Source organism: Asticcacaulis sp. EMRT-3, from assembly GCF_030027245.1.
Taxonomy (GTDB): domain Bacteria; phylum Pseudomonadota; class Alphaproteobacteria; order Caulobacterales; family Caulobacteraceae; genus Asticcacaulis.
In genome coordinates, this window is record NZ_JASERT010000002.1 from 220149 (window position 1) to 241717 (window position 21569).

Below are 21569 nucleotides of genomic sequence, written 5' to 3' on the forward strand. Positions count from 1 at the left end.
TCAGTGCTTAGGGTAGGCGTGGACGTACAGTGATGCCCAGCCCGCCTTCGGACTCATATCGTCGAGAGTCCAGTCGGCCACGACAAAGGGGCGGCTCGTCGGCTTGTAGTTCGGATAGCCGTAATAGTTCTGCGCCTCGGAATCGATGATCTCGCCACGCCCTTCGGCCACATCCGACAGAATCTTGAAATCGACATCGTCGCGGTCCCACGGACGGGCACCGACCGATTCATAAATTTCGTCCTCAAGCTTACTGGCCGGAATAATCTTGATGTCGTCGGGCAGATACGGCGTCCTGGCTTCGATGATCTTGGCGGAGCCGGTCGTGTAGGTTCCGGTCATCGGCAGCGGATTGCCGTACATATCGACGGCGATATTGTCGCGCATGTAAAGATCGACATCGCCGTCGCCGCCCAGCGTGAACAGCGGCAGGCCCGCGCGCGAATCCGGCCCCTGACGATAGACATTGCCGATCAGGGTGATTATGCCGGTTTCAAACGGATGCGTCTCCCATTCGTGGGCGATCAGGTTGTAATGCACCGCCTTCTGGCCGGGATTGTAGATCATGGTGTTGATCTCGGCGGCATGAACCCCGCCCTTGAACAGGGCGTTGCGCTCCTCGTTTGAAGCGTAGAGATTGGCGTATAAAAGAATGCCGGTATTGTTGTCGTGGATCAGCCCGCCCTTGGAATGCTCGCCCTTGCCGTGCGTCGAATTGCGCAGGCCCTCATAAACAAGATCATGGCTGTAGGTGATGTTATGCGAGGTGTTCTGCCGCCATTCATGGACATCCTTGCCGTCGAAACGCGGGCCGGAGGTGGACAGGTTTTCATCGGTCGCCCACGAGAACGAGCAATGATCGACGATGACATTCCAGGCCGAGCGCGTGGACAGGCCATCCGCCTCCCAGCCGCTTTTCTTCGCATGGCCCGCCTCGCCGGTGCGCACCATGACGTGCTGCATGATCACGTCATGGGTGGCGATGTTGAACTCACCCTTGATGAAGGTGATTCCCGGCGACGGCGCGGTCTGGCCCGCAATGGTGACGTAAGGCTCGCTGATGCGGATCGAATCGGAATCAAGGTCAATCACCCCGCCGACTTCGAACACGATGATGCGCGGCCCTTTGGCCTCAACCGCTGCGCGGAACGAACCGGGCCCATCCTTGTTGAGATTGGTGACGCGGATGATGCGCCCGCCCCGGCCACCCTTGGTGTCTTTCGCCCAGCCGAGAATATCATAGGTCGAGCGGTTGAGGTGGTAACCCGGCGTGACCGTGGCGTCAGACGTCATCGCCAAAGCGCTGGCAGGAAGCCCGATGACGGCTGCCAGAGCCAGCGTGGATAGTGTTTTCAGCATAGTATAAATTCCCTGTTTTACTGGCCTTTTGGCCTTTTATAAAATTTAGGTAACCGGTATCATTTCTGTGCCAAAGAGTGATCCCTTAGTGGCGCAACATATCGTGGCTCTGCGTCAGCGCTTCTGACAGCGCGCCAGAGCAACGCGCGTTTCATTTGACGTACAAATTGCATGCGAGATGCGGAAAACGTAAAATGGAGGATCGACAGCGTGTTCATCGACATGAGAGCGTTTCCTAAAATGTGGATCCATTTTTTGGATAAGGAAGAGCGATAAAACAAAACCTTAGAGCGCCGATCTGAGTCTATCAGATCGAAATGCGCTCTATGCTGAAAAACCTCGCCGGACAGAACGCTTGCGCCGGTGCGGGAAATCGTCTTTGGTAACCGGTGTCATAAATCAAAATGCAGGTCTTTGGCAAGCTGTTCTTTTATCGTTGCGCAAAGCGGCGTGACCATTCATGAATATTTATTGCATAGCTTGCAACTGTGTGCGGGCTGTCCAGGCCCGGCCGTTTATAACGAAAGAAATCCATGTCAGAAGCATCCGAACAGGGAGATTTCGCCGAATTCGAATCGCGCCGCCGCCGTGCCACCATCAATGACGTGGCGCGACTGGCCAAGGTTTCCAAGAAGACCGTATCGCGGATTATCAACAATTCGCCCAATGTGCGCGAGGAAACGCGCGAACGGGTCAATGAAGTGATCGCGCGCGTCAATTTCCGGCCTACGCCTCAGGCGCGAAGCCTGGCCTTTCGCCGCTCCTTCCTCATTTCGATGATCTATGACAATCCCAACGCGCAATATATCGTCACCATGCAGGCCAGCGTGCTTGAACGCCTGCGTGGTTCGGGAATCGAGCTGGTGGTCCATCCCTGCGACCGCAAAAGCCCGGACTTCTCCAAAGACCTGCGTGACTTTATCGAAGTGCAGCGTCCGGCGGGCGTCATCATCCTGCCACCCCTGTCGGAGAATGCCGAACTGCTGACCCTGCTGGAAGAGTATGATGTGCCTTTTGTGCGCATCACCGCCCATCCCGGCTCCCCCGGCACAGCCTTGTCGCACGGCCATCAGGTCATATCTCTCGATCGCGCCAGTTGCCGCGCCGCCGCCGAACACCTGATCGGACTCGGCCACAGGCGCATCGGCTTCATTACCGGCCCCGCCGGCTACGCTTCTTCGGTGGAACGCGATCTCGGCTTTAACGAAGGGCTGGCCGCCCACGGCCTTGCTCTTGCCAAGGATCATCGTATCGAGGGCGCCTATACGTTCGATTCCGGTTATGAGGCTGCGCAAACCTTGTTGAGTCTGCCGCAGCGCCCCACCGCCATCTTCGCTGCTAATGACGAGATGGCCACCGGCGTCTATCGCGCCGCCATGGAACTGGGCCTGAAGATTCCCGGCGATCTCAGCCTGATCGGCTTTGACGACAGCCCGATCGCCTCGTGGGTGTCGCCGCCGCTCACCACGGTGCGTATGCCGATCACGAATATGGGCCGCGCCGCCGCCGAATGCCTGATCGGCGAGCACGATGCACGCCTGATTCACTTTGAGTCCATACTTGTTGTGCGCGGTTCGACCAGCCCACCTCTTTGCGACCCTCAGACATTGTAAGTCCCCGAAATTACGCTCAATGAGGTGCGCATCATCTCAAGACCCTCACCGGCCCGAACGTCGCCGATCCGTTACCCACCGCTGATGCGCCTGGCGTGCCATAAGGCGCTTGCGCGAACAGGCCGATCTGCGCGCCGACCCATTCACCGGGCTGGCTGACGAAATCATTACCCAGCGGCGTGAAGGTCTGCCCATCAAGGCTGTAGCTGAAACTGACCTTTGCATCGGTCAGGGTCAGCATGGCCGGCCATTGCGGACTATATTCGGATGGCCCCGTTGCATGTTGATAGGGCACCAGCGTCATCTTCAGCCACACCGGGCCGCTGACAGCCGCATCGGCCACATCCGTCGTTTCCGGCGCGTTGGCCTTGGCGCTGTCGCGCACCACCTGTTCGATGCGCACACCCTGGGCGGTATTGACCAGACCGATAAAGCCATAGGCGCGGCCAAACAGGATTAGTCCCGCCCGCTCGCCGATATTGCGCGGCGCAAATGTCATCCGGGTTGTGACGCTGAAACCCATAGCGGGCAGCTTTTGTGTCAGCACATTGCCCGCCTCCCACAGATTGGCCGATGACGGCACGGCCTTGAGGCGCAACAGACCGGGCGTGGAGGTATCGGCCCAGTCCGCGCCGGGATTGGCGTTCCATTGCCAGCCGAGGTTCAGGCCATGCGCGAAATCATCGCCGGTCACCGGGATCGAGACGGGTTGGCCCTGAACCGGCTTTTGCCCGCCCGCCACCGGTCGGCCAATACCATTGTCACCCTCACGTCCGATCACCGGCCAGTCGTTTTTCCATGTCACCGGCTCCAGCCAGACGCGGCGGCCATAGGAGTCGGTGTCCTGAAAATGCAGGAACCAGCTCTTGCCATCCGGCGCATCCACCAGCGCGCCCTGATGCGGGCCGTTGGCGGGGCCTAAATCATCGGGCGGCCCCTGATCCATCACGTCGCGCGCCTCATAGGGGCCATTGATGGTGCGGGCGCGAAACACGGCCTGCCAGCCATTCTTGACGCCATCAGCGGGGGCGAAGATATAGTACCAGCCATCGCGCTTATAGAGCTTCGGCCCTTCGATCACCGACCAGTCCGCCATGCCGAGCGAGGTTTTCACCTGCGGCAGATGCGCGCCATCGATCAGCACCCTGCCCTCGCCCAATGTATGCGTCCCGTCGGCATTCATGGGCTTCAACACCAGCATATTGTTCTTGCCCGCCCGCGATTTGGCGAAGGCGTGGATCAGATAGGCCCGGCCATCATCGTCCCAGAACGGACACGGATCGATGGCGCCTTTGGTGGCGTCCACCAGTACCGGCGCGCTCCACGGCCCTTTCGGATCGCGGGCGCTGACCATATAGATGCCGAAATCTGGATCAGGGTAATAGATGTAGAACCGTCCGGCATGAAAGCGAAGCGCTGGTGCCCATACCCCGCCGCCACGGCGCGGCGTGCGGTAATGATCGACAGGGTTCAGTTGCGGCAGGGCGTGGCCGATAATCTGCCAGTTGACCATATCCCTGGAATGCAGAATGGGCAGGCCGGGCACATTGCTGAATGAGGACGAGGTCAGGTAAAAATCATCACCCACCCGGATGGCGTCAGGATCGGAATAATCGCCTTGCAGCACCGGATTGCGATAGCTGCCGTCACCCTGATCGGGCACCCACGCGCCCGGAACCGGCGTCGCCGCCAGCCCCGGAGCCGCGAACAGCATCAGGGTGAAAATCAGCACATATCTCATAGCGTCAGGCCATCTGTCAGTTCATTCAGGGCATTGATCAGGAAGCGGGTTTGCAAGGGGGCCACCATATCGGGCATACGATGAAACAAAAGCTTCGTCTTATCCTTGCGTACCCTAAACGAGGCAGCGCCCATCAGGCGGTCATGGTCACGCGAATAGGCGGCGATGATCTCGATGCCCTCGCCTGCCACGCGCAGGCCATTGGACGGCGGCCCCTCGATCTGGTGCCACAGCCCGGCGCAACAGTCCGTCGGGATGCCTGAGAAAACCGGATGGCGGCGCAGCACGTTCCAGTTGCCCATCCACGGCGCGCGCAAATCACCCACCTGACCCGAATAGCCGAACAGGCCAAGCTGTGAAAGCTGGCGGGCGATGCCGTCGGCCAGACCGTCTTCCGGGGCCATGACCAGCAGCGGCAGGCCTTTGCTCACCGCCTCCAGCACATCGTCCGGCACCTGTCCCAGGACCAGCGGCGGCTTTTCACCTTTTTTTGGCGCGGCTTCATTGCCGGTCTGGTCACCGATCTGGCGGCGGGCGATCTCATCGGCCTTGAGGCCCGAAGCGATCACGGCGTCATAGGCACCGCCCGCCGTGAAATCGGCAAGGGTGACGCCCGGCAGGGCGGAAAGCTGATCGCGCAGGGATGTAGCAATGCCTGAAACGGCGATCCGCAGGGGTCTGGCGAGCTTCACCCCCGTATCCACCACCCAGAGCTGGCGGCGGAAGGTCACGCCCGGACGGCCCTCAAGCTCAAACAGGATGGTGTGTGCGCCCTCGCCTTTCAGCACCGGCGTCATTACTTTTTCGGCGACCAGATAGCTGAACACATCCGCCGTCTGGGCTGGCACATCGTAATAGCCGATGGGCGTCGTCTGCCCCGCCTGATCAATGACGCTTAAATGCAGCCTGCCGGTTACCGCCGCGCCCGTATCATTGAGCAGCCACAGATCGAGTTCCGCCGCCTCGCCCTGCGCATAGGTCATGCGCCTTTGCTTGGCGACCGGTCGCACCGGCATCAGGCTGACGGACATGCGCGCCGGATCGGCATGAAAATAGCGCAGATTATCGACAATGCCGGAATGGTTTTCGATGGCCGTCGATTCCCAGCCGCTGATCGCCGCCATATCGACCTGATCGCAGATGCGGATGTTTTCGAGATAGTTCTGCCAGGAGTCATACTGCTTCTGGCCGACGGCGAGGAAATAGCTCTCCGTGGTCGGAAAAGCCTCACGGAAACCCCATTGATCGAGAAAGCCGCCCGCCCCGGCGATAATCGCCTGATGATCGGCCAGATCGTAGGCGTGACCGCCGTGTTGCAGGATGTCGGCCACCATCCTCACATGATCGTCGCAGACCGCGCAACCTTCCATTTCGCCAAATTCGACAATGGCTTCCGGCATGGTTTCACGATGCACAAAGTCGTCCTTATCGACGTAGAACTTATCGTACCACTGATCGCCCGCCCCCTGATGATTGACCCACCAGCCACCGGCCTTTTCCACGTCCGAGCGGTAATAGTGATCATCATAGGGCAGGAACATGGCCTGCGCCGCGCCGCGTCCGACAAAGCCGTCATTGAGGATAACCGTGCGGCTGGGATCGAGGGCGTGCATGGCGGCCAGCACCGCTTCGACATCGGGGTTGCTGAGATTGGCCGATACCTCGTTTTGCAGCGTGTAATGGACAAGGCTGGGGTGCGAACGAAAGGCGCGCACCATCGCCTTGCACTTGGCCACCATGAAATCGCGGCTGAAACGATCGGCGACCGACAGACTTTCGCCCGGCTTGAGATCGCGCCCGATGGCTTGCCGCCCCGCGCCCGGCTCCATGCTGCGCAACAGGCCCATCTCGTCCTGACGATCGAGCACTTCGCGCTTGCCGACATTGCGGTGGAAACTGAGCGCATTGAGGCCGAGCGTTTTGGCCGCCGTCACCTCGCGCCTTGCCAGTTCGGGCGTCGGCCACAGGCCGTTATAGCCCCAATAGCCCCACGAAATCGCCGAATAGGCCTTGATACGGTGGCCATTGAGCCGCAGCATGGCATTGGAGCCGATGCCTTCGGGACTGTACCAGCGAAAACCGAAACGCACCTCGGCGCTGTCACGCGCCGCACCATCGCACCAGACGAGCTGCACGCGGTACAGGTTGGGCGTATCGAGATCCCAAACCTTCGCCGTGGGCGCGCTGAGGCGAAACCGCGCCGTGGCGAGACGGCCCTTGATCTGCACGTCTTCGAGCGTGACATCGGCGGCGACGGGCTGGCCCTGATCATCCATCAGGCTGGCGCTCAGTTGCGATTTTAAAGCCCCGGCGCTGACCGGCGCGGCCAGTTCCAGCTCCAGATGGGCGGTCATGGTGCGCGGTTCGGGCACGTTCAGCACCCAGGCGTCACCTATGCGGCCCGCCCTGGGGTGAAGGCTCAAGGCCAGGCCGCGGTCGAGCCCGCCAAAGCCGTGCGATTCATAGAATTTCACATGGCCCCAGGTGAGGCTGTTGGAATCCTTCCAGTCATAGCGCCCGCCCGGATTGGTCAGGCGGATGGCCAGCCGGTTCGCCTCACCGGGACGCATGGCGGCGCTCAGATCGCAGGTGATCGGCAGTTCCGACATGATCGAATAACCGACCAGATTTTCATTGAGAAACACCTCGGCCCGCAGGCGCGCGCCCCGGATATGCAGAAAGACCTGCTGGCCGTGCGCCGAGGCCGGAATGGCGATGTCGCGCCACCACCACGAAATGCCGACATAGGCACCGTTTTGCGGCACGGGATCGTCATCGGCATAGCGATATTCATCGGCTGTGTAGGGCCTAAGGCCAAACTGGCCCCAGTCGAACTGCTCGACCGTGGCAGGCAGCGTCACCTCGCGCGAGGCGGCTGTTGTGAGTTGCGCCCAGCCACCTGTGGGCGGATGAACCGGCAGGGTGTCAAGCGGCGGCACATCATCGGGCAGGTAGATGGCGTCGTCCTGCCATGTCGCCTTCGGATCCAGCCACATCTGCCAGCCTTCATCGGGGATGGGCATGGCCTGCCCCAGATGGCCGGAGGCAGGCATGGGCGTGTCGGCGGACGCCCTGACGGCGCTCAGGGCAAGCGGGGCTGCGGCGGTCAGGCCCAGCAGGCGGCGACGATCAATCTGGCGCATGATCAATATCCAGCGGGCATGTCATAGGGGGTGGGATAGAGTTTATCGACCAGCTCGCGGCGCAGATCGGGCACGGCTTTCGCCAGTTCGACCGTCACCATATGGGCGAAATATTCCGCGCCCCTGGGGCCAAGGTGGGTATAGTCAAACACCACTGTCGGATGGCCTTGCGGCGTATCGAGCGTCTCATTGGCCATTTCCGGCGCGGGCTTGCCGTTTTTCGGCGCGCCGACCGTGGTGCCGGTCTTCGCGGCATCGATCACGAAAGACGGCGGCGGCGTTTCTGACAGGCTGATCGCGGCAACCGGCCCCATCGCCTGCACGGCGTCGGTCGACGCCTTGTTGAGATCGACCAGCGGCGTGTGGGTGTCGGCAGCCACCTTGCGCACGGCTTCCGCCCAGGCGTTCAGATCGGCCTGCAACGAGCCGTTTTTGAACGAGCGTCGCGTCAGCGGCGTCACCAGCACCGGAATGGCCCCGGCGGCGCGCACCTCCTTGACATAGCGCGCCAGATTGGCCGGATATTCCGTATAAAGGTCGGTGGAGCGTCCCGGCTTGCCCGGCTGATCGTTATGGCCGAACTGGATCAGCACATAGACGTGGCGGTAGCCCGGCACTTTCATTTCGCCGAGCGCAATATCCCATGAGCCTTCGGCGCGATAATCAAACGTGCCGCGTCCGCCGCGCGCCAGATTGAGGCACGAAAGGAACGAAGTGACGTGGTTGTCGCAAAAGGCGCCGCCCCAGCCGCTGCCGACCTGGGTGGTGGAATCGCCGACCAGAATGATCTTGTCGGGTTCGATATGTTTGATCGCCGCGCGCTTGGCCGCATCGGTCACGGCGGGCAACTGATCCGCCGACAGGTGCGGCGGGGCGGGACTATAGGTCGGCTGGACTTGCGCCAGAGCCGGGGCGGCCATCAGGGCAGCGGCGCACAGGGTGGTGAAAAAAAGCGGTTTCATGTGGCGTTTCCTGTATTGTTATGGGTGTTTATCGGGCGTCTTTGGGCAACCAGTCGGTATCGCCCTTGAAGAAGCTGTCTAAGCGCCACCGGGCGGCCTGCGCATCGGTAAGCTGATAGCTGTAAGGCTCGCGGCCGGTCGGGTCAGCGCCGGGGCCGGTCGATTGATATTCGGCGTAATAGGTGGTTTTGAGCCTGTCGGTTTCGCCCGGATGCCATTCGCGCCAGCCGCCCTTGACCAGCGGTGTTTTGATGTTCGCATTGAGCAGCACAACAGAGGCATAGGCCCGCCACGGACGGCCAAGGCTGACATTCTGTGCGCCGGCACCCGCCGTAAAGGTGCAGTGATCAAAGACGAAGGCGCTGTCCTCATCGGGGGCATTGCGGCTTTGGGCTGTGTACATCACTTCGGAATGGGCAATGCCATGGATTTCGCAGCCCTGAAAATAGGCCTTGGCATTGCCGAAGATGAAATCGACATGGCCTTCGATAAAACAGTCGGCGAAATAGTCGCGGCTCATGCGCCCGTCCGGCCCCTTATTGACGTACAGCGTATCCTGCGCGCCGAGCAGGCGCACATGGGTCAGCACATCCTTGTCGCCGGTCAGGGACAGGGCCACAGCCTGCGAGCCGACATCACTGTGTTTGGAATAGTCATTCTGGATGGTGAGATTGTCGGCGTGAAAGCCATCGCCGGTGACGAGCACGGTTTGCGATTTAAACGTCGAGCCGGTGTTGGCAGCGCTGTCGCCCCAGACGATGACGACATCATCAGGCTTGGCGCCCAGCCCTTTCAGATGCACATTATCGCCGCTGATCGTCACCTTTTCGCGGTAGGTGCCGGGCTGAAGATCGATTTCGCCACCGGTGTCATGCAGGGCGTCAACAGCGGCCTGCACGGTGGGATAAGCCCCCCTTCCGTCGGCGGACATCGTGATGGCCTGCGCCTGTGTCAGAACCGGCAAAAACGCAAGCAGGCACGCAGTGAGGCAAAGGAAGACTTTCATGGTTTTTAGTCCCTGTTACGTCTGTTTGGCAAACCTAGAGCGGTCTGCATTCTGATTGAATCGGTCAAAGGAATGCAACCCGCTCTCCATTTTACGTTTTTCCGCATCTCGCATTCAATTTGTAAGTCAAATTAAACGCTCGTTGCTCTAGGCCCAGCCTCATACCCTGCGCAAGCAGGGCAATCGGCTGCATCGATGACACCTGTAAAAAAATGGCGCCGGTTTTTGTAAACCGGCGCCAAGGATCCAGCTTTTTTGCGGTGATACTCAGGCGCAAAACGGGGAGCTGGAGATCTGGCCGCCGAAGTGGGGAGTGTACGACGGCGGCGCAGGGGGGTGAACGCAGGTCTGATTAATACTTGTAGCGCAGGCCAATCGTTATCTGACGACCTGTTGACGCGTACTGTGTGACCACGGGATTGGCCACATAGGCATAGCGATTTGTCGTCTGGTTTGTGAGATTCAAACCTTCGAGACGGGCACTCAGATGCTCGTCGAAATTCCAGTTGAAGACCGCATCCACATTGGTCGTGCCCTTGGATCCGGCAAAATCATTGATCAGCGGCGAGTCACAAGCTCCCGGCGCGCACGCACCGGCGGCAATCGGGTAGTTGGTATAATAGCCCGAACGCTTAGCCACCGACACACGCGCCGTAAATTGCGGCACTTCGTAATAGAGGGTGAAGTTGACCGCATCGGGTGAAGCGCCCAGCCATGGGCCAGAACCAAGAGTTTGCGGCTTGGTGGCGCTGCCTGGGTCGAGGATATAGGTCAGCTTTGACTGAATGTGCGTGGCGTTAAACTGCACACCCAGATTCTTTAGGAAGCCCGGCAGGAAATCAAGATCCTCCTGATAGTCAAACTCCCAACCCGACAGGGTGCCGCCCGGTGCATCGCGATACTGACGCGCATCGAACGTATTGTCGCCATCGATATAAGCGAGCTGGTCGGGATTGGTGAACTGCTGCCTGAGCGCCGCGATATTGTCGGCGCTCAGGAAGGTGGACAGAGGCGCCGAATAGATGATGGTCTGCGGATAAGAATTCACCTTCTTGGTGAACACTGCAAACGACAGAAGGGCGTTCTTCTTGAAGTACCATTCCACATCGGCATCGAAATCATCAGCGCGGAATGGGCTAAGCTGAGGGTTGCCGATCGACAGTGTGCCGCCGGTTGTATTACCCGTACTTGGCACGCTGATCGCCGTGACGGCCGGCGACAGATTGCCGAGCAGCGGACGCGCCATCACCTTGGCTGCCGCGAAGCGGAAATAGAGATTGTCGGTCAACTGGTAGTTCAGGTTCAGCGAGGGCAGGCTGTCCGAATAATTGTGGGTGCCGATCAGCGGGCGGCCCTTATTGTCGCGGCCCGTGGACAGCACATCCGTGGCCACCTGGCGCAGGCCCAGATTACCGCTCAGAGTGCCCACCGGCATGGCATAGTTGAAATCCCACTGCACATAGGCGGCGCGGTCATTTTCCTGTACGCCGAACTGTGATGTGTTGTTCTTCTTGTCGCTGATGGTGAAGTCGCCATACTTGTTGACGCAGTTACAGTCGAAACCAAACGTCTTGGAGAAGGCGGACAGATCGGGCGCAAAGAAGCTGGTCGGCATACCCGCAGGCACGCTCAGCCCCTGCCCCCAGTCATGCACCGATCCCAGCGAAGCGACTGTGACGCCGGCCTCCTTTTCGGTCGGGTTTAACGTATCGACCGGGCGCTGCCACTGATGGCTTGAGAAATCATAACGACGACCCGTCATGCCGAACTTCAGTGTGTCATGGTCGGTAAAGTCCCAGACCACATCGAACTTGCCGGCATAATACTTGTTCTCGATCAGGGTGCGGTAGTGCCGCATGGCCGAGAAGCCCTTGACGATGCCCCAGTTGTTTGAATTGGAGACGTCAAAACCTGGATCGAGAAGCGGCATCGACCCGCCGCCACGGGCGTCATAGGTCATGGTCTCCGGACGGTCCATGGAGTTGAACTCAACGAGCAGCCCTTCCTGGTCGTTGAGCGAGCGCGATGCACCGATATCGGCGGTCATATGGAGACGGTCGTTGAAAGTATGATCGATATGAGTCGAAAGCTGATCAAAGAAGGTGGTGTAATAGGCCGCATCGGCACCCGAACGCCAGTCCACATTGCCCAGTTGCAGATAATCGGCCACGCCGTTGCTGACATCGGCGGCCAGCACCTTGGTGGCCGGACGACCCATCAGAGACGGCAGGAAACCGATGCCGTCCGAACTGGGCGTATAGCCAACCGAATTCGGGTTATTATAGTAATCGTAAGGGTCAAGATTGTTGGGGTTTACTGAGAATATGTTGGTGCCGAGCACCGCGGCCTTGCCATCTGAACCCGTCGCAAAGGCTGGAGTCGTCCCGTAGAGTTGCGCACCGCAATCGAGGCTGTAGGTAATATCCGAGCCTGCTGCGGGTGTACATTGGCCCGGATACATTTTGCGTTTAACCGCGGTGGAGGTCTTGGAAGTCGCCGTGTAATAGGTGGAATTGGTGTTGTTGCGGTTCAGGCCTACGCTCTGGATCTGGTAATTGACGCTTTCATTGCGAAAGCGCGAATGCAGGTAATCGACCGTGACGCGCGTATCATCACTGACCTGCCATTGCAGCGAAGAGGTGATGCCCAGGCGCTCGGAATGCAGTTCCTGTTGATTGAGCGTGGCCAGGGCCGGAATGCGCACCAGCGAGGCCGTGCCCGTACCGTCGGGATAGAGGGCGGCATAGGCGGCGGGATCGGATCCGGTCAGGGCGGCGATAGCCGTCGGATTGGTGATGCCATAGGCGCTCAGATCGGTGCCGGTGGGCACTGCGAAACCATAGATGTTCGGTGCCGTGATGCCCTTGGCCTTTTGCCAGGTCGTGCCACGGTACGTGTAGTCGAATGAACCGGGTGGGCGGGCATAGGAGCTGATCGAGGTGTCGCGCTGCTGATAGGCGCCCGATACCAGAAAGCCCAGTTTGCCGCCGAACCAGCGGTTGGAATAAAGACCGGCAATGCGCGGATTTTGGTGCTTGCCGTTTTCGTAATAGGCATCTTCCAGCGACAGGACGAATTTCTGGCCCTTGTAATCGAACGGATGGCCGGTGGTCAGGTCAACCGTGGCGCCCAGCGAGCCTTCATCGGTTTCGGCCGAGGCGCTCTTGCGCACCGTCACGCGGCTGAATAGTTCGGAGGCGAAGGTATTGAAGTCAAAGGCGCGCGAACTGTTGGGGCTGGAGCCGGAATCATTGGCCCCGGCGGTGGACAAAGCCTCCATGCCATTGATGCGCACGCGGGTGAAATCGCCGCCCAGTCCGCGCACCGAAATCTGGCGGCCCTCGCCATTGTCGCGGTCGATCGAAATGCCGGGAATGCGTTGCAGCGATTCAGCGAGATTGGCTTCCGGGAAGGAGGCGATGTCGTCCGAAGTGATGGCGTCGAGCATGACATCGGCGTGTTTTTTCGCATTCAGCGACGATTGCAGCGACGCGCGATAGCCGGTGACAACAACGACGGTATTGGAATCTGCGGAATCGGATTTGGCCGTCTGCGCCGCCGCGATACCCGGCACCTGCCACACAATCGCCGCCAGAGAAATGCCCGCCAGCAGCAGGTTACGCGTAGGATTGGCATATGATGACTTCGTGTTCATTCTTAAACTCCCTGTTTTGTTTTTTTATAGATGGCTCCGCTCCGACCCTCTGAACCCAGCGCAAGACACCGGTGTCATTAACAGGTCAAAACAGCCCTCTGATTCAGGAAGACGACTGAGGCAGGCATATCGGACATGATCCCCGCGTTTTTTTTGATAAAGGGCGCGATTATTTGCGCGGCCTGTAGGTATAGCGCAGGCCGAGCGCAAACTGCCGACCGCTCAGGCGCGTATCGGTGACCAGCCTTGTTTCGAGGCCGTTCCAGGTTTCCGTGCCCTGATCGGTCAGGTTCAGCCCCTCGAAGGTCAGGGCCAGATCGGGAGTCAGTTTGTAATCGAGGGAAAAATCCAGATAGGTGCCGCCATTGACGCCGCTGGCGTCCATATTGAACGGGCCGGGCACGGCGGTCAGATATTTGTCGCGGTAATTGGCGGATAGCCGCGCCTGCAAAGGGCCGTCACTGAAATACAGGGTCGCATTGGCCGAATTGCGTGACAGATTGAGCAGGTCGGCGCGAATGGTTTGCGGGCCCGTCGGCGATGTGGTGCTGTAATCGATCCGGCTGATGACATAGGTATAGTTGAAGGTCGTGCCGAATTTCGACCAGATCCCGGGCAGGAATTTCAACGGCTGCTGATAGTTGAACTCAAACCCCTGCAAGGGGCCGCCATGCGTATTGACGACCGTGGAAATGGCGAAGTCATCACCGGCGGAAGCCCCTGTATTGGCCAGCAGGGAGGACGGCAGGCCGGTGGTTGAAAAAGGCGCTATGTGGGTCAGGGCCTGCACATAGTTGGTGATGTCCTTATAGAAAAGGCCGAGCGAGACGATGCCGCCCCGCGCCGGATACCATTCATAGGACAGGTCGTAGGTGCTGGCCCGATAGGGTTTCAGATAGGGATTGCCGGTCAGCACCAGACGATTGCCGCCATTGACGATCACACTGGTGGCGGCAGCAATATAGCTCAGGGGTGGCCGCGCCATGACCCTGGCCGCGCTGAAACGCCACAAGGTATGAGCCGAACTGTCGAAGACGATATTGGTGGACGGCAGAATATCGCTGTAATGGCGTTCAACCTGACTGACCACAAAGCCCGCCGGATCGGCGGACAGCGGCACATTGCTGTAGAAGATGGACTCCTGCCGCGAACCGATCAGCCGCACACCTATGTCGCCGCGCAAGGGTTTCCCGAACAGGCTGCGGCTGAACCACAGCTTCGCATAGGCCGATTCATCGCTTTCATGGACGGCCCGATTATTGCCGCGTGCCGCCGCATTGGTGGTGGACAGAACGGTTTTGCCTGTGTCGGCAAACAGGTCGTAAGCCGTGATAAAGGCCTGAACGTCCGGCTCCAGCCAGCAGCGCGGCGTACCCGGTGGCGGGTTTACGCCCTTCAGGCCGCAAAAGGTCTGGGTGAGCGCCGCCATCGGCACGGAAGGGGCCGGAAAATCGGCCTCGCCCTGATCGAAGCGGTAACTCACCACCTTATAGTCATAACGCTTGGCCTGAAGGCCGAAACTGAGGCGCAGATGGCTGTTCGGATCATAGGTCAGCTTGGCCTGCAAGGTCTGGTTGTCATTATAGACGAAATTGGGTCGCAGACGAATTTCCGGCCCTGTGCGGCCTGTGCCGCCCGCTACAGCGACGCGCGGCCCGAAATACCAGTTGACCGGATTGGTAACGTCGAAATTATAATCAATGGCCGGTCTTTCGCGGCCCGTGGCGCGCGTATCGAAACTGTAGCCGTCAACGTTCAGGCGATCCATCTGCACCGTCAGGTCTTCGGCATTGTCAAAGACGGAGCCGGACGACCCGCCCAGAATTTCAATGAAAACCTTGTCGCTGAAGGTGTGTTTGAGTTGCAGCGAAATCTGGTGAAAATCCGTGCTGAAATTATCGATACCCAGTTCCGAACGCACATCGACATTATCGAACAGACCGTAGGTCATGGTGTCATGGGCATCGAGCGCCACCCGTCGCGGCACGATCTCCGGCTTGCCGCCCTGCGCTGCGCCACGACTGAAACCGATGGCCTCGATAAAATGGTCGCTTCGTTGTGTACGGAAACGCGCATAGAGCGCATCGAGCGTCAGGGTGGTCTGGCCGGAAGGATGCCATTGCAGACTGGCATTGACGCCCAGATGTTCGGCGCTGCCGGTCAGATCGGTATAGCGATAGAATTGCGGATGATAGGTGGTGGGCTGATCACTTAGCGCATAGGCCCCGAGCGAAGCGGCCAGATCGGCGGCCGGTACATCGCAAAGCCCACCTGTAGCGGCGGTAGGCTGGCAAAAGCCGCCATTGGCCGTGCCCTGATTCCAGCCGCCGCTGTTCACGCCCTGAATATCGAGCGGCGTGAAGTTGTAGGCCGCCGAGAACAGCGCGCCGAAACGACCCTGATCGAAGGTGCGGCTGGCCAGAAAGGCGGCGCGGCGGCCCGTTCTGGCGCTGAGATCATTATAGGTGGTCTGGCTGGAAATCGTCAGGGCGGGGCCGTGCAGATCGAAAGGATGCGGCGTCATCAGGTCGATATTGGCGCCCAGCGACCCTTCCGCCTGATCGGCGCCTGATGTCTTGCGCACATCAATCCGGCTGAACAGTTCGGACGGGAAGACGTTGAAATCAACGCCCCGGCCCGTATTGACGCCCTGGGTGGGGCCGTCTGTGGCGGCCTGAATGCCGAGGCCGTTGATCTCCACGCGGGTAAATTCCGGCCCCAGCCCCCTGACCGACAGGGTGCGCCCCTCGCCCTGATCGCGCGAAATACTGATCCCGGCGATGCGTTGCAGGGCTTCGGCAACATTATTATCGGGCAGTTTGGCGATGTCCTCGGCCACGACGCTTTCCAGTTCGCCGCTATAGGCGCGCCGGATGTTCAGCGACTGGCGGAGGCTGGCCTTATAGCCGCGCACGATGATGGTGGGGGTATATTGCGGCTGGCTGGCGTCGGCGCGCGTGACGTCATCGACGCTGCGCGGGTCTGCGGGCCTTGCCGCCGGTTTTACAGCCGTGACCATATAGGCTCCGCCATTGCTGCGGCTGTAGCCGAGCCCCGTTCCGGCCAGCAGGATATGTAAGGCGTCGTCGGGAGAATAGGTGCCTTCCAGTGCCGGTGCCCGCTTGCCTGACACCGTGGACGGCACGAAGACGATGGTGACATGCGCCTGCGCCCCCAGCGCGATCAGCGCCCTGTCCAGGGCTTCGGCGGGCAGATGATAGGTGGTGGCCGATGTGCGGGCCGTGGCAATACAGGGGCACGCCAGCAGGGCAAGGCCGAACACCACTGCCCGCTTCCTTACGTTTCCGTATGGCGTTTCCCTTGGTCGCTTTGGCATATTCCGGCGTTGTTTTTGGCTTTTTTGCCGCTCGATACTAGGCGAATTGCCTGCCCATGACAGGCTTTTCTGGTCATGATGAGGCGCATAAGTGCAAAAATCTTCGGGCTGTGGCATTTGAATGCGCATAGCCGCCGTCGCCATAACGCCAAAGCACAGGCGAAAAAGCCTCTTTTCGGATATTATCTTTGTCAGATACGCACTGTGAAAGCGTCTGATAAACAAGGTGGAGCTTTGCGGAACTCGATGTCGAACCTGACAGACATGCTGGCGAAAGCGCGCCGGGCCGTTCTCAAAAAGGGCGTCCATCGTCAGGATGCCGATGATCTTGTCCACGAAGCCTATCTGCGCGTGAGAGCCTATGAACAGACGCATGAGATTCAATCGCGCGAGGCGATGCTGGTCACAACCGCCGTCAACCTGTCCTTCGACAGAAACCGCGCCCGCAAAAGATCACCCTTCGTCGACATGGCCGATGACCTGCGCGATACCGCCGATGACCGCCCGCCACCGGACGAGATTTTCCAGGCGCAGGCGCGTTTGCGAAAATTGTCGCAGGGGCTGGACAGGCTGCCCGAAAAGACACGGCGCATCCTGCTGAGCCGGCGGCTGGACGGGCTGAGTTTCAAGGTCATAGCCGCCGCCGAAGACATGACAGTGAGCGCCGTGGAAAAACAGGTGGCCAGGGCAACCTTAGAACTGATGAAGTGGATGAATACATGACAACGCTTGATGAAATGGATCGAGCGCGGATGGATGCGGAGGCCGCCGCCTGGCTGGCGCGCCTTCAGGGCGATGACCGCACCCTCCATACGGATGCGGGGTTCAAGACCTGGCTGGAGCAGGACAGCGGCCATCAGGACGCTTTCGCGCGCGCCACGAATATCTGGGATCACCTGCCGGGCGCCCATGCCCTGTCTGCCGGTCACGGTCGGCGCACCTATCGGGGCAGGCCTGACCGTAAGGCTCCCGTCCTGCTGGCGGCGGCGGCATCTGTGGTCGCCTTCTGCCTGCTGGGCGGTTATGCCTACCTGACCCGGCCCGTCATGTATGAAACCCTGCCGGGCCAGCAGCTCACAACGACCCTGCGCGATGGTTCGCGCATTTCTCTGAATACCGATTCACAGATTTCGGTCAGGTTTTCAGGTGGCTATCGCCGTGTGACGCTTAAGCGCGGCGAAGTGCTGTTCGATGTGGCGCATAATGCCAGCCATCCTTTTCTGGTTGAGGCCGGTGACGAACAGGTGCGCGACATCGGCACCTCTTTTCTGATGCGGCGCGACGGTGACGATCTGGCCGTGACCCTGCTGAAAGGCAAGGTGGAACTGAGCCGACGCAGCCGCGCATCTGGTGACAGCTTTGTGCCGCAGATGATCATGGCACCGGGAGAACGCGCCACGATCGACAGGCTGGCCCAGATCCGTGTCGATAAACCCACGGTCGAAAATATGACGGCCTGGCGTCACGGCCAGGTCATCTTCACCAATGTCTCTTTGCTTGAGGCCGCCAATGAGCTGAACCGCTATGGGCCGGTGAAGATCGTGGTCAATGATCCGCGCGTGGCCCGCCTGCGGGTATCGGGCGTGTTTGAAACCCATGATGCGGCCGAATTCGCGGCACTGATGGCGCAGTTAAACGGGCTGACGGTCAGACGCGAGGGCCAGACCATCGAACTGACGAACTAGGCTGTAAATTCATAGATTTGACCACAATAGTGTGAGGGCCTTTGTGCGAATATGCTCTCACTTGCGCTATCTCTGCGATGCCGAGTTCTGCAATCCGGCGTCGCCACCGGCTGGATACCGATACCCGACCTCAGGGCATTGCGGCCCTGGCGCCCGACATGCGCGTCTGGCTGCGCCACGTCTTCGTCGCAGGCCGCTATCTTCCCTGCGCCCGCGCACTTCATCTCTGACACGCCATCATAGCTGGCGGCATAAAATTCGCTTTTCCAGCCCCGTGCATCCGATTATAGCTGTACGTGCCCGGCGCAGATGCCGGTTTTTCGGGGGATATTCTTATGCGTAAAGTCTTTATGGCAGCCAGCGCGGCTGTGTGTCTGATGGTTGCCATGCCGCAACTGGCCCTGGCGCAAGCTGCGGCGCAAGCCACTGGCACGGCTTCAGATCCGGCAAGCGATACCGGTGCCACGCCCGCCAAGCTGGCTCTTGTGAAACATATGTTCGCCGCCATGCACACCGACACCATGATCAAGCAGATGATGGGGCAGATGACGCCGGGCCTTGTGGCGGGCCTGCGCAAATCGAATCCGCAACTGAGTGACGCGGATGCCGACAAGATGCAGAAGGTCATGGCCATTACCGGCGAGGTGATGAGCAGCTATATGCCAAAAATGATGGATTCGATGGCGGAGGCCTATGCTGACATCTTCACCACGGACGAACTGACCGCGATGGATCATTTCTATGAAAGCCCCGTCGGTCAATCCATGCTGGCCAAGACGCCGCAGGTCATGGCGAAAATAACCCCCGCAATAGGAGAAATGATGCCGCAGATGGGCGCCGAGATTCAAAAGCGCGTCTGCGCCGAAATCGGCTGTCCGACCACGGGATCGGCGGATAAGACCAAGTCGTAACCAAGCGTACATACATCCGTATTACAAAGGCTCTGACGGCATATTTGCCAAGGAGCCGGGCATGGAACTGAAAATCACGCGCATCGGCAATTCGCTGGGGGTTATCCTGCCGCGCGAAATCCTGCTGCGCATGGGCCTCGACAAGGGCGACAGCCTGTTTGTCAGCGAAACGCCGGAGGGCTACCATGTGTCACCCTATAACCCGGCTTTCGCGGCCCAGATGGAGACGGCGCGCGAACTGATGAAGACGCGCCGTAATGCCGTTCACGAACTGAGCAAATAGACGTGGCCTTCACCCTGATCCATGACGGCGTGATCGAGGCCATTCAGGCGCAACTGGCCGCCGAACATGGCGGGCGCGCCGGTTTGCGCGAAAAATCGATGCTGAAAATGCTGCACGCCCGCGCGCGTGCCCTCAGTGAGAGCACATCGACCGACCTGGCCAGCCTGGCCGCCTGCTATGGCTATGGACTGGCGCATGATCAGCTTTTCTTAAGCGGCAATCTGGCCACGGCCCTGATCGTCATCGAGTTGTTTCTGGAACTGAACCAGTATCGCCTCAAGGCCGACGACACGACCTGTTTCCTCGGCTTAAGCGTGGTCGAACACGGCGAACTGAGCGCCGAAGCCTTTGCGGGCTGGATCCGCCGCCACATCATCAGCGCCGCCGCGAAGGCCGCCTGACGGCCCCTCTTTAAAACCCTCTTGGCAAATGGGCCGATCCGGTCTAGCCTTTCTCTAAGCCCATCAAGGGGGCAAAATCTCAAGGGGGGATCATCATGAAATTCAGTTTCGGCGCGGTGTGGAACCGCTTTTTTCAGCTTCTCGGCCAGAATGTCGGCATCTTTGCCATATTCGGCCTGATCTTCACGATCCTGCCATCACTGGCTTTCAACTATGGCATGTATAGTTCATACGGTCTGAACACCATGAACTGGGCCCGCCATATAGGTGCCCTGACGCCTGCGATCATAGGCATGGCCAGCGGCGGTGGCATCGTGGTCTGGCTGCTGAGCCTCTTCAATATAGCTGCGGTGATCGAAGTCAGCATCCTGCGCGCCGTCGGTAAAAAGGCGTCTTTTGGCGAAGTTTTCGGTGACGCCGCACGCAACATACTGCCTCTGTTCGTCATTTCACTGATTTTCGGTGTGCTCTATATGCTCTTTTCGATCCTGCTGATCATTCCGGGCATTATGTTCGCACTTGCGGCCTGCGTGGCGGTTCCGGCCTATGTGGGTGAGCGGGGGATAGGCCTCTGGGGCGCGTTCAAGCGCTCTTTTGCCCTGACCAAGGGCCACCGCTGGTCGCTTCTGCTGATCTTCTTTGTCTTCTACCTGCTGATCATCGTCGTTTCGGAAATCATTACCTTCCCGCTTCTCGGCGGAATGGCCAATAATATGGCCAGTGGCAATGTGCCAATCGGCGGCCTGATGATCACATTGACAGCCAGCGCCATCCTGCAAGTCCTCAGCTATGTCTTCATCGCCGCCATCTATGTGGTCTTGCGCGAGAGCAAGGATCGCTTCACGCCGGATCAGGCGGCCAGCGTGTTTTGATGATCTGGAAATGCGAAACGGTCTGTGCTAATATTCAGCACAGACCGTTTTAAAGAGTTCGTCATGGCGCGCACCACATCCGTTTCTCTGGGTGATCATTTCTCGACCTTTATCTCTGCCAAGGTCGATCAGGGCCGTTATGGCTCAGCCACGGACGTGATCCGCGCAGGCTTGCGCCTTCTCGAAGAACATGAAGACAAGATACAGGCGTTGCAAATGGCTCTTGCCGATGGCGAAGCCTCGGGCGACTCCGTCACGGTGGATCGCGACGATTTTTTAGCCCGTATGCACGCCCAACATGTCAAAAACCTTTGACGGCTATCGGTTTCGACCCGCCGCAGAGGCGGATCTGGAATTGATCTGGCTTTACGGTTATCAGCTCTGGTCGGCGGCACAAGCCGACCGCTATATTATCAATCTCTATGCCATCCTCGATGATCTGGTCGCTTTACGTATAAAGGGACGCGACGCCGCAGGCTTTCCCGGCTATCTCAAATATCCGGTCGGTTCGCATATGATTTATTTCAAACCCTCTGGCTTCATCGACATTGTACGCATTTTGCATCAAAGCATGGACGTAGAAAAGCACCTGCCCGAATAG

16 protein-coding genes are annotated in these 21569 nt (G+C 59.4%); 9 read left to right on the forward strand and 7 right to left on the reverse strand.

Annotated elements, in window-relative coordinates; all coding sequences use genetic code 11:
* Positions 1 to 1359, reverse strand: coding sequence for a pectate lyase family protein (locus tag QB905_RS14225; RefSeq protein ID WP_282975802.1), 1359 nt, complete (start codon positions 1357 to 1359; stop codon positions 1 to 3).
* 533 nt (positions 1360 to 1892) lie between these two features.
* Between QB905_RS14225 and QB905_RS14230 the strand changes: the two genes are divergently transcribed.
* Positions 1893 to 2972: a LacI family DNA-binding transcriptional regulator gene (locus tag QB905_RS14230; protein ID WP_282975804.1), complete on the forward strand. Its 1080-nt coding sequence runs from the start codon at positions 1893 to 1895 to the stop codon at positions 2970 to 2972.
* A 31-nt stretch (positions 2973 to 3003) separates the two neighbouring features.
* Here QB905_RS14230 and QB905_RS14235 read toward each other — a convergent pair whose 3' ends face one another.
* The 6 genes from QB905_RS14235 to QB905_RS14260 all read right to left on the reverse strand — a co-directional run bounded on the left by QB905_RS14235 (position 3004) and on the right by QB905_RS14260 (position 16762).
* The gene (locus QB905_RS14235; protein WP_282975805.1) at positions 3004 to 4713 is read right to left on the reverse strand and encodes a glycoside hydrolase family 43 protein; all 1710 of its coding nucleotides are present in this window, start codon (positions 4711 to 4713) and stop codon (positions 3004 to 3006) included.
* Positions 4710 to 7856: a sugar-binding domain-containing protein gene (locus tag QB905_RS14240; protein ID WP_282975807.1), complete on the reverse strand. Its 3147-nt coding sequence runs from the start codon at positions 7854 to 7856 to the stop codon at positions 4710 to 4712. The genes QB905_RS14235 and QB905_RS14240 overlap by 4 nt, the downstream gene beginning before the upstream one ends.
* Positions 7857 to 7858: 2 nt before the next feature.
* Entirely contained in the window at positions 7859 to 8818 is a 960-nt protein-coding gene (locus tag QB905_RS14245) for a rhamnogalacturonan acetylesterase (RefSeq protein WP_282975809.1), read from the reverse strand.
* 28 nt (positions 8819 to 8846) lie between these two features.
* On the reverse strand, positions 8847 to 9749 hold the full coding sequence (locus QB905_RS14250) for a pectinesterase family protein (RefSeq protein ID WP_282975810.1): 903 nt from the start codon (positions 9747 to 9749) through the stop codon (positions 8847 to 8849).
* A gap of 427 nt (positions 9750 to 10176) precedes the next feature.
* The gene (locus QB905_RS14255) at positions 10177 to 13479 is read right to left on the reverse strand and encodes a TonB-dependent receptor domain-containing protein (RefSeq protein ID WP_282975812.1); all 3303 of its coding nucleotides are present in this window, start codon (positions 13477 to 13479) and stop codon (positions 10177 to 10179) included.
* Positions 13480 to 13648: 169 nt separating this feature from the next.
* Positions 13649 to 16762, reverse strand: coding sequence for a TonB-dependent receptor (locus QB905_RS14260; RefSeq protein WP_282975814.1), 3114 nt, complete (start codon positions 16760 to 16762; stop codon positions 13649 to 13651).
* A gap of 300 nt (positions 16763 to 17062) precedes the next feature.
* On the opposite strand from QB905_RS14260, the gene QB905_RS14265 reads away from it, so the two are divergent.
* From QB905_RS14265 to QB905_RS14300, 8 genes are all read left to right on the forward strand, one after another.
* Positions 17063 to 17539, forward strand: a complete 477-nt coding sequence (locus QB905_RS14265; RefSeq protein WP_282975815.1) for an RNA polymerase sigma factor — start codon at positions 17063 to 17065, stop codon at positions 17537 to 17539.
* Positions 17536 to 18501 carry a FecR family protein gene (locus QB905_RS14270; RefSeq protein WP_282975817.1) on the forward strand — a complete coding sequence of 322 codons (966 nt, stop codon included), beginning with the start codon at positions 17536 to 17538 and terminating at the stop codon, positions 18499 to 18501. Before QB905_RS14265 ends, QB905_RS14270 begins: the two co-directional genes overlap by 4 nt.
* Positions 18502 to 18836: 335 nt before the next feature.
* Positions 18837 to 19412, forward strand: coding sequence for a DUF2059 domain-containing protein (locus QB905_RS14275; RefSeq protein ID WP_282975819.1), 576 nt, complete (start codon positions 18837 to 18839; stop codon positions 19410 to 19412).
* A gap of 61 nt (positions 19413 to 19473) precedes the next feature.
* On the forward strand, positions 19474 to 19695 hold the full coding sequence (locus QB905_RS14280) for an AbrB/MazE/SpoVT family DNA-binding domain-containing protein (protein ID WP_282975821.1): 222 nt from the start codon (positions 19474 to 19476) through the stop codon (positions 19693 to 19695).
* A 2-nt stretch (positions 19696 to 19697) separates the two neighbouring features.
* Positions 19698 to 20096: a type II toxin-antitoxin system death-on-curing family toxin gene (locus tag QB905_RS14285; protein ID WP_282975823.1), complete on the forward strand. Its 399-nt coding sequence runs from the start codon at positions 19698 to 19700 to the stop codon at positions 20094 to 20096.
* Positions 20097 to 20191: 95 nt separating this feature from the next.
* Positions 20192 to 20968 carry a hypothetical protein gene (locus QB905_RS14290; RefSeq protein WP_282975825.1) on the forward strand — a complete coding sequence of 259 codons (777 nt, stop codon included), beginning with the start codon at positions 20192 to 20194 and terminating at the stop codon, positions 20966 to 20968.
* Positions 20969 to 21031: 63 nt separating this feature from the next.
* Positions 21032 to 21283 (forward strand): type II toxin-antitoxin system ParD family antitoxin, encoded by a 252-nt coding sequence (locus tag QB905_RS14295; RefSeq protein WP_282975827.1) that lies wholly within the window; start codon positions 21032 to 21034, stop codon positions 21281 to 21283.
* A complete protein-coding gene (locus QB905_RS14300; protein ID WP_282975828.1) occupies positions 21267 to 21569 on the forward strand; it encodes a type II toxin-antitoxin system RelE/ParE family toxin in 303 nt (100 codons plus the stop codon). The genes QB905_RS14295 and QB905_RS14300 overlap by 17 nt, the downstream gene beginning before the upstream one ends.